Source organism: Kitasatospora sp. NPDC048545 (genome assembly GCF_040651155.1).
Lineage (GTDB): Bacteria > Actinomycetota > Actinomycetes > Streptomycetales > Streptomycetaceae > Kitasatospora.
Genome location: NZ_JBEZIQ010000118.1, coordinates 1 through 7,636 on the forward strand (window position 1 = coordinate 1; position 7,636 = coordinate 7,636).

7 protein-coding genes and 2 pseudogenes are annotated in these 7,636 nt (G+C 70.4%); 7 read left to right on the plus strand and 2 right to left on the minus strand.

What is annotated here, in order from left to right:
• The 5 genes and pseudogenes from AB0D10_RS45440 to AB0D10_RS45460 all read left to right on the plus strand — a co-directional run.
• The coding region (locus tag AB0D10_RS45440; RefSeq protein ID WP_360268734.1) for a helicase-related protein at positions 1–429 on the plus strand (429 nt) is incomplete at its 5' end.
• Positions 430–534: 105 nt separating this feature from the next.
• Positions 535–958: pseudogene (locus tag AB0D10_RS45445) on the plus strand (leucine zipper domain-containing protein); the annotation flags it as partial.
• 30 nt (positions 959–988) lie between these two features.
• Positions 989–1,654 (plus strand): recombinase family protein, encoded by a 666-nt coding sequence (locus tag AB0D10_RS45450; RefSeq protein ID WP_360268748.1) that lies wholly within the window; start codon positions 989–991, stop codon positions 1,652–1,654.
• Positions 1,651–2,520, plus strand: coding sequence for a phenylalanine 4-monooxygenase (locus AB0D10_RS45455; protein ID WP_360268737.1), 870 nt, complete (start codon positions 1,651–1,653; stop codon positions 2,518–2,520). The genes AB0D10_RS45450 and AB0D10_RS45455 overlap by 4 nt, the downstream gene beginning before the upstream one ends.
• A gap of 284 nt (positions 2,521–2,804) precedes the next feature.
• Positions 2,805–3,122 carry a DUF4235 domain-containing protein gene (locus AB0D10_RS45460; protein ID WP_360268739.1) on the plus strand — a complete coding sequence of 106 codons (318 nt, stop codon included), beginning with the start codon at positions 2,805–2,807 and terminating at the stop codon, positions 3,120–3,122.
• A gap of 82 nt (positions 3,123–3,204) precedes the next feature.
• Here the strand turns inward: AB0D10_RS45460 and AB0D10_RS45465 are convergent.
• Together AB0D10_RS45465 and AB0D10_RS45470 are read right to left on the minus strand one after the other, a co-directional pair.
• Positions 3,205–3,780, minus strand: a pseudogene (locus AB0D10_RS45465) (transglycosylase family protein); the annotation flags it as partial.
• Positions 3,781–4,311: 531 nt separating this feature from the next.
• Complete coding sequence (locus tag AB0D10_RS45470) at positions 4,312–5,010, minus strand: SDR family NAD(P)-dependent oxidoreductase (protein ID WP_046426084.1); 699 nt, start codon at positions 5,008–5,010, stop codon at positions 4,312–4,314.
• A 114-nt stretch (positions 5,011–5,124) separates the two neighbouring features.
• On the opposite strand from AB0D10_RS45470, the gene AB0D10_RS45475 reads away from it, so the two are divergent.
• A complete protein-coding gene (locus AB0D10_RS45475; RefSeq protein ID WP_360268743.1) occupies positions 5,125–5,994 on the plus strand; it encodes a helix-turn-helix transcriptional regulator in 870 nt (289 codons plus the stop codon).
• A gap of 613 nt (positions 5,995–6,607) precedes the next feature.
• The gene (locus tag AB0D10_RS45480; RefSeq protein ID WP_360268746.1) at positions 6,608–7,555 is read left to right on the plus strand and encodes a tyrosine-type recombinase/integrase; all 948 of its coding nucleotides are present in this window, start codon (positions 6,608–6,610) and stop codon (positions 7,553–7,555) included.
• Positions 7,556–7,636 lie beyond the last annotated feature (81 nt).

Below are 7,636 nucleotides of genomic sequence, written 5' to 3' on the forward strand. Positions count from 1 at the left end.
GCGACCAACGTCGCCGCCCGCGGCATCCACGTCGACGGGCTCGACCTCGTCGTCAACCTGGACCCGCCGGCAGACCACAAGGACTACCTCCACCGCGGCGGACGCACCGCCCGGGCCGGCGAGTCCGGCACCGTCGTCACGCTGGTGCTGCCCAACCAGCGCCGCGAGATGGCCCGCCTGATGACCGCCGCCGGGATCACCCCTGTCACCACCAGGGTCAGCGCCGGCGACGAGGACCTGACCCGCATCACCGGCGCCCGCGTGCCCACCGGTATCCCCACGGTGATCGCCGCCCCCGTCGTCGAACGCCCCCGCCGGAGCCGCCCCGCCCGCGCGGCCGGTGACACCCGCGCGACCGTCGCGGGCCGCGACAACCAGGCCTCCTCCGGCCGCCGCCGGGCACCGAGGCGCGTCGCCCTCGCCGCCTAGTCGTACTCGGTCGACACGTCGGTGACAGGAGCCTGTGGCCGTTGATCACGGGAGGACCTCCGGGCGTGGTGGAGTTTGCCGACTTCACTCACCTCGGAGGTCCTGGTGGCCCACGTTAATGCCCGGCTGACGTTTCACCAGATGCCTGCTGGTGCGCTGTGTCGTCCTCGACCGCCGGCCGGTCTCGCACATCGCGAAGGAACCGTCTCCGGGCAGTGCGCCCACCGCCGGGTGAACCGCTCCGTACGGAGGGCTGGGCCGGCCTGCACGACCGCTCCAGCCGCCCCGGAACCTGCCCGCGCCGCACCCGCCGGCGGTCGAGGAGGCCGTGCTCCAGGCCCGGCTGCTGCACCGCCGCGGACCGGACTTCCTCGCCGCCGAGCCCGGAGTACCGGCCCGCACCGTCGGCCGGATCCTGCACCGAAGCGGCATGCCGCCACCGGCCGCCGTGGACCCGCTCACCGGACGATCCGTCAGAGCCACCCGCACCACCGCCACCCGCTACGAACGGGAACGGCCGGGCGAGCTCCGGCCACCGCCGTCTGTCAGAATTCCGGGCGTGAGCAAGCCACTTGAAGATGGCCAGTTCGAACTCCCGGGCGCCGCATCGGCCGTCCGTGCCGAGATCCGCATCGGCTACGCACGGGTGTCCACCGGCGGACAGAAGCTCGACCGCCAGCTCGACGCCCTCGACGCGGCCGGCTGCCGCCGGATCTTCGCCGAGAGGTGGGGGAGGAACGGCCTGCGGCCCGAGCTGAAGGCGTGCCACGCCTTCCTCGTCCCGGGCGACTCGCTGGTGGTGCCCGGCCTCGATCGATACGGGCGCTCCCTGAAGGACCTGGTCACTGTGGTCGGCGCACTGCGTAAGCGGGAGATCGGCTCCACCTCGCTGCATGAGCGGCTCGACACCACCGCTCCCGGCGGCCGACCGGTGTTCCACGTCTTCGCCGCCCTCGCCGAGTTCATCCGGGAACTGATCGTCTCCGGCACTCGCGAGGGCCTTGCCGCTGCCCGCGCCCGAGGCGAGGTCGGCGGCGGACCCGCCGCCGTCAACCCGGACATCGTCCGGGCCGCCCGCGACATGCTCCCCGACCCCGAGCACTCGATCACCTCGATCGCCCGCCCACTCGGCGTCAGGGCCGGCACCCTCCACAACCAGGTTCCCGACCTGCGGGGGCTCCGCGCGAGTCGCGTCCCCGTCCAGCTCGAAGGCGACAGCCGGTGACCCGCAGCCCTCAGCGCCGGACCCCGATCGCGGCCGACGGACGGTTGGGCGCGGCCTCGGAGCATCCGGGCTTCGCCGATCCGGCCTACCTGCGGCGCCGACAGGCGATCGCCGCGCCCGCTCGCGACCACCGGGTGGGGGACCCGTCGCCGCTGGTCGCCTACAGTCAGGCCGAACACCGGACCTGGCGCAGGGTCCACCGCGCGGTATGGAACGCGCAGGCCACGCACGCCTGCCGGGTGGCCCTGCAGGCAAGGGAACAGGCCCCGATCCCGGCGGACGGAATCCCGCAGCACTCCGAGGTCGGCGCGCGGCTGCGGGCCCTGACGGGTTTCGACTTCACTCTGGCAGGTGGTGTGGTCGCCAACGAGCGGTTCTTCGGGTCGATGGCCCGCGGGTACTTCCACGCGGTGCAGTTCGTCCGCCACCCGGCGGTGCCGCTGTACACGCCCGAACCCGATGTCATCCACGACGTCCTCGGCCACGGCATCCACCTCGCCCACCCGCAGTTCGCCGACCTCTACCGGCTGATCGGGCAGGCGGCGGTGCGAATCGAGAACCCGGACGTGCTGCAGATGATCAGCGACGCGTACTGGTTCACCCTGGAGTACGGAGTCCTGGAGGAGAAAGGCAGGCCCAGGGCCTACGGCGCGGCCCTGCTCTCCTCTTACGGCGAGATGCGCCAGCTCCACCGCTGCCACGTCCGCCCACTCGACATCGACGCCGTACTTGCCACCGGCTACACCATCACCGGCTACCAACCGGTGCTCTTTGGCGCCCGCAGCCTGGAAGAGGTCACCGACGTCCTGACCGCCTTCCTGGACAAGCTCGGCGACGACAGTGCACGCCCCAGGAACACCCGGTAACCACCTCTTGGGGATGGAGAGTCCGCTGGACGCCGTGCTGACCGCGCTCGACGTCGACCCTGACGATCCGCACCTGCCCCGTGTCTGGAGATCCTCGCCCGGTCCCCGCCCGCATCGGGCAGGCCCTCGACCGGGGCACCTTCCGCCTGGAGTTCGTCCCGGCGTCCCTCTCGGCCCGACCTGACATGCCCATTGTCTCGGCAGGCGGTGATTGGCCCTGCCTCTTTCGGACAGGCGCACAGCAAGCGCCGGAGCACGGCGACAGACCGAATCGGGAGCTCACGATGGTCAAGATCCTCCACAGGCCGCTCGGCCTGCTGCTCGGACCCCTCGGCGGGGTCGTGGCCGGCGCCGTCTTCAAGCGCCTGCGGATGCTCCTGGGACACCCGGAGCAGGCACCCAGGGCCACCGACCGGGACCGCAGCTGGACGAAGGTGCTGACGGCCGCCGCGCTGCAAGGGGCGGTCTTCGCCGTCGTCAAGGCCGCGGTCGGCCGCAGCGGCGCCGTCGGCACCCGCCACCTGACCGGTGGCCTGCCGAAGGCCCCGCAGCACGGCCAGGGGGTGAAGGCACCGGTTTCGCGGACAGAGAAGACGGAGTAGCGCCGATGAAGGCCTTGACCTGGCACAGCAGGCGAGATGTCCCGGTTGCCGTCCGTGCCCTTCGCGACGTGTCCGCCTTCGCGTCGCCGTTGAAGTCACCCGTCGTCCCGGAGAAGTTCCAACCACCCGACACCACCTTGGGCGCGTAGTACGAAGCGCCCGCGTTGTGCACCCACATCATCAGGTTCCCGGTCGAGTCGTCCCGGGCGATGATGTCCGCCTTCCCGTCACCTGTGAAGTCCGCCGCCGCCGTCTGCGAGTAGTGGAGGACCGTCTCGGGGTACGGGTCCGCGGTGTCTGCGCCGAGGCCGGACTTCGGGCCGCACTGAGGCCACGCGCCTTCGCCCTGCTTGGCGAGGACCTTCTCGGCTATCAGGATCTGCTGCTGCTTGGTCGCCTGGTCGGCGTAGGGCGCGTACGCGGTGCCCCCGTACGCCTCCCAGGTTCCCTTGTCGAACTGCTCGAACTGCAGACCACCGTAGTAGGTGACTCCACCGACGACATCGACGATGTCCCACTGGCCGCTGCTCTCGCACTGGGCGACCTTGTCCCAGGTGCCCAGCGAGGCGGCGTTCGCCGACCCGGCCCCCACCAGTGCGGCGGTCACGAATGCGGCGACGACAGGCGCTGCAGTGAGCCTCCGCCAACTTGAAGGCACAGGTCAAAGGGCTGGCGTGACGGTCTCCCGAGGTTCTCACGCTGGTCGGAGGCGGCAGTCTCCGGAGTAGATCGTCTGTCAGCGGTTGACTTCAGGATTCGTCAGGACGAGCAGGGCGCGCAGGAGGTGGGTGGCGCGGGTGGTCTCCGTGCTCACTCGCAAGTCCAGTGCGTCGCGCAGTGGTTCCGCTCAGGAACCCGAGCTGCCGCAGCATCGTCATCCTTCCGCCATCCCGACGGCGGCATCTGCCTCGGCGACGCTCTCCCAGCCCTTCTGCTTGAGTACAAAAGCGGCGACGAGCGGCGACCACCAAGAAGGCGGCGGAGATGTGGAACGCCGTCTGGACCGCGCGGTCACCGGGGCCCGACGGCGGCTACCGTCTCGACGTGCCGGGCCCCGGCTCGTACGTCCTGATCACCTCGGCCGGAGGTTCCGCCGACGCCAGTAGCGGCAGCGGTTCTCCTGTCCGGGACCGGTCTCGATGTTCTGCCCGTTCTGTTCTTCAGGGCCGGTGACCCGGCACCGCCGGTCTCAGGACCAGGCGATCTCGCCATGGCGGTCGATGAAGCGTCCGGTGCCGGCACCGGGCCCCTCGGTGGCGAGGGCGACGATCGCGTCCGTGCCCTCGGTGACGGTCTGGGAGCCACTGTGACCGTTTATGTCGGTCGCGGTGTAGCCGGGGTCGGCGGCGTTGACGCGAATGCCCTTGAGCCCTTTGGCGTACTGCGTGGTCAACATCGTCAGCGCCGCCTTCGAGGAGGCGTACAGCGGCACGACGACGTGCGACTCGGACCGGCCGGGGTCGTGGGTGAAGGCGAGGGAGCCCATGCCGCTGCTGACGTTGATGATCACGGGGTCGTCCGAACGGCGCAGCAGCGGCAGGAACGCGGTGGTGGTGCGGACCACGCCGATGACGTTGACGTCGAGGACGGCGCGGGCGTCGGCGGCGGTGAGGTCGCCGGGATCACCGAAGGGACCCTGGACCCCCGCGTTGTTGATCAGGACATCGATCCTGCCCTCGTGCTCGGCGACGTCCGCGGCGGCGGCGGCCACGGACGCGTCGTCGGTCACGTCGACAGGGACGAAGCGTGCGCCCAGCGCGGCGGCTGCCTCCTCACCCCGCTCACGGTCGCGGGCTCCCAGGAGAACGGTGTGACCGCACGCGATGAGGCGGCGGGCGGTCTCGCGGCCGATGCCCTTGTTGGCTCCGGTGATGAAAGTGATCGTCATGCCTTCGATAGTTGCCTTGACGAGGGAGCCGGACCAGGGACGCTTCGACGGTGGGAAGACCAGTACCACCAAAGCGCCCCCGCATGTGATCGGGGACGCGGGAGGATGGCGAGCATGACGACGACACCCCCCGGAGCTGGACTGGGCGCGATGATCCGCACGTGGCGGAACCGGCTGCCCCCGTCAGCCGCTGGGCTGCCGGTCGTCCGCAAGCGCCGGGCTGTCGGGCTGCGGCGCGAGGAACTGGCCGACCTGGCCGGAGTGTCGGTCGACTACGTCGTGCGCCTGGAGCAGGGGCGGGCCACGACACCCTCGGCGTCGGTGGTGGCGTCCCTGGCGCGCGCTCTCCAACTGTCTACCGCCGAGCGGGACCACCTCTACCGGCTGGCCCAGATCGTGCCGCCGGCGGACGGCACGATCTGCGACCATCTCCCGCCCGGTATGCAACGGGTACTCGTCCGCCTCGGAGACGTACCGGTGGCCGTGTTCGCGGCGGACTGGCAACTGGTGTGGTGGAACCACGGGTGGGCCGCCCTGCTGGGAGACCCCTTGGCCTCGCCGCCGCGGATGCGCAACTTCGCCCGCGACAGGTTCCCGGTGGACGTCGATCACACCCCCCTCGCGCTGTGGCCGGTCACCGAGACGAACCCCGACACCGCCGACGCCGCCCTCGTCTCCGATCTGCGCCGCGCCACCGGCCGCTTCCCCCGGGACAGCCGCCTGGCCGCGCTGGTCCGCGACCTGAACGCAGGCAACGAGAGGTTCGCCGAGCTGTGGGCGACGGGAGAGGTGACCGCGAACCGCGAGGTCCACAAGAGGGTCGATCACCCGTCGGTGGGCCCGGTCACGGTGGACTGCGATGTCCTGACCGACGGCGACACGGAGCTCAAGATTGTCATCATGACCGCCGCGCCGGGCAGTGAGGACGAGACCAAACTCCAGCTCACCACCGTCGTCGGCCCACCGACCGGCACGCGCAACTGATCCGCCCCGCCCATCGGCCGACCGACGGCTCACGGTTTTCGTGACGCACCAAACCGTTGGACACGCACCGTCGGGTGATCAGGACGGCCCGCTGGCGGACTGCCCGGACAGCGCCCTCGTTCCGCCTGGCCACGAACCGCGGTGCCCTGTTGACATCACCCTCGCCGCGCTGGGTGGTCGGTGGACGCCGCTGGTAGTCCGCGAGTTCCTACGCCGCGGTCAGACCACATACTCCGAACCGTCCGCCGCCCTGCCCGCTCTATAAGAGAAGTGGTTGAGAGAACGCGGCAAGCCCCTCCCGAACGCGAAGGCCACCACAGGTGGTCTTCGCGCGCGAGGCCGCCGGCAGCGCACGTCCGGCCCGTTCTGGCCGCAGCGGTGGCCGCACCACGCGGACGGGGGTAGCCGCACCACGCGGACCCCTTGAGGAGAAGTAGTCAGGACCCCGGGGAATTGCGTCCGATGACCGATCGCGGGTCGGGCGTGGAGCTGAACTGCGACATTGAAGCACCATCCTCTGATGTCGTTGAAGGGCTCTTACCTGCGCTTTTGCGGACAGGCTTGCATTTGATGCATGATTCGCGCGCCCAGTGAACTAGGGAGAGCGGGTCGGGTGAGAGGTCTGAGCGAGGGGTCGGCGCGGCTTGTGCTGCTCGACGGCGTCACGCTGCTGCACCCCGAGGACGCCGTGTTCGACGGCATGCTGGAGGGCTGGGGCCGCCAGCAGCTCGGGGGCCGACGCCTGCAGCCGGACACGGTGCGGGGCCGTCAGCAGCTCGTGCGCCGGTTCGGCAAGTTCACCAACGCCTACCCCTGGCAGTGGTCCGCCGCCGACGTCGACGAGTGGATGACCTACCTCATCAGCGAGTTGAGGCGGGCCGAATCGACGATCCGGGGCTACCAGACCACGCTGCGGCTGTTCTGCGACTACATCACCTCGCCGCACTACCAGTGGCCGCAGGAGTGCGAGGCCCGGTTCGGCACCCACCCGGTGCAGATCTGCCACGAGTGGAACACCGCGGCCCATCTCGTCGACTACGAGGGCGACCCGGACCGCCGGCCGATGACGCGCGAGGAGATCCAGCTCTTCCTCGACTACGCCGACGACCAGGTTGAGCGGGCGATCCGGCTCGGCCGTAAGGGCGCCCTGGCGGCCTACCGCGACGCGACGGTGTTCAAGGCGATCTACGGCTGGGGCCTGCGTTGCACCGAGACCTCGAAGCTCGATACCACCGACTGGTACCGCAACCCCAAGGCCCCGGAGCTGGGCCGGTTCGGCTCGCTCCACGTGCGGTACGGGAAGCGGACCAAGGGCTCGCCGCCGCGGCGCCGCACAGTGCTCAGTGTGATGCCGTGGGCGGTCGAAGCGGTCGAGGACTACATCGTCAACGTCCGTCCCCGCTACGCCGCCGCCGACAGCAGCCCCGCGCTGTGGCTGACCGAACGCGGCGGCCGGCTCCAGGCCCGCGAGATCGAGGACCGCTTCGCCGCCTACCGCGACGCCCTCGGCCTGGACAAGGAGCTGGTGCCGCACTGCCTGCGGCACATTGTCTCTGCTTAGTTTCCGTGTGGCGATTGGCTCCAACTCGGCAATTGATCTGGGTGTTTGGGCTTTGCGCTGGCGCGTGTGCTGTTCGTACTG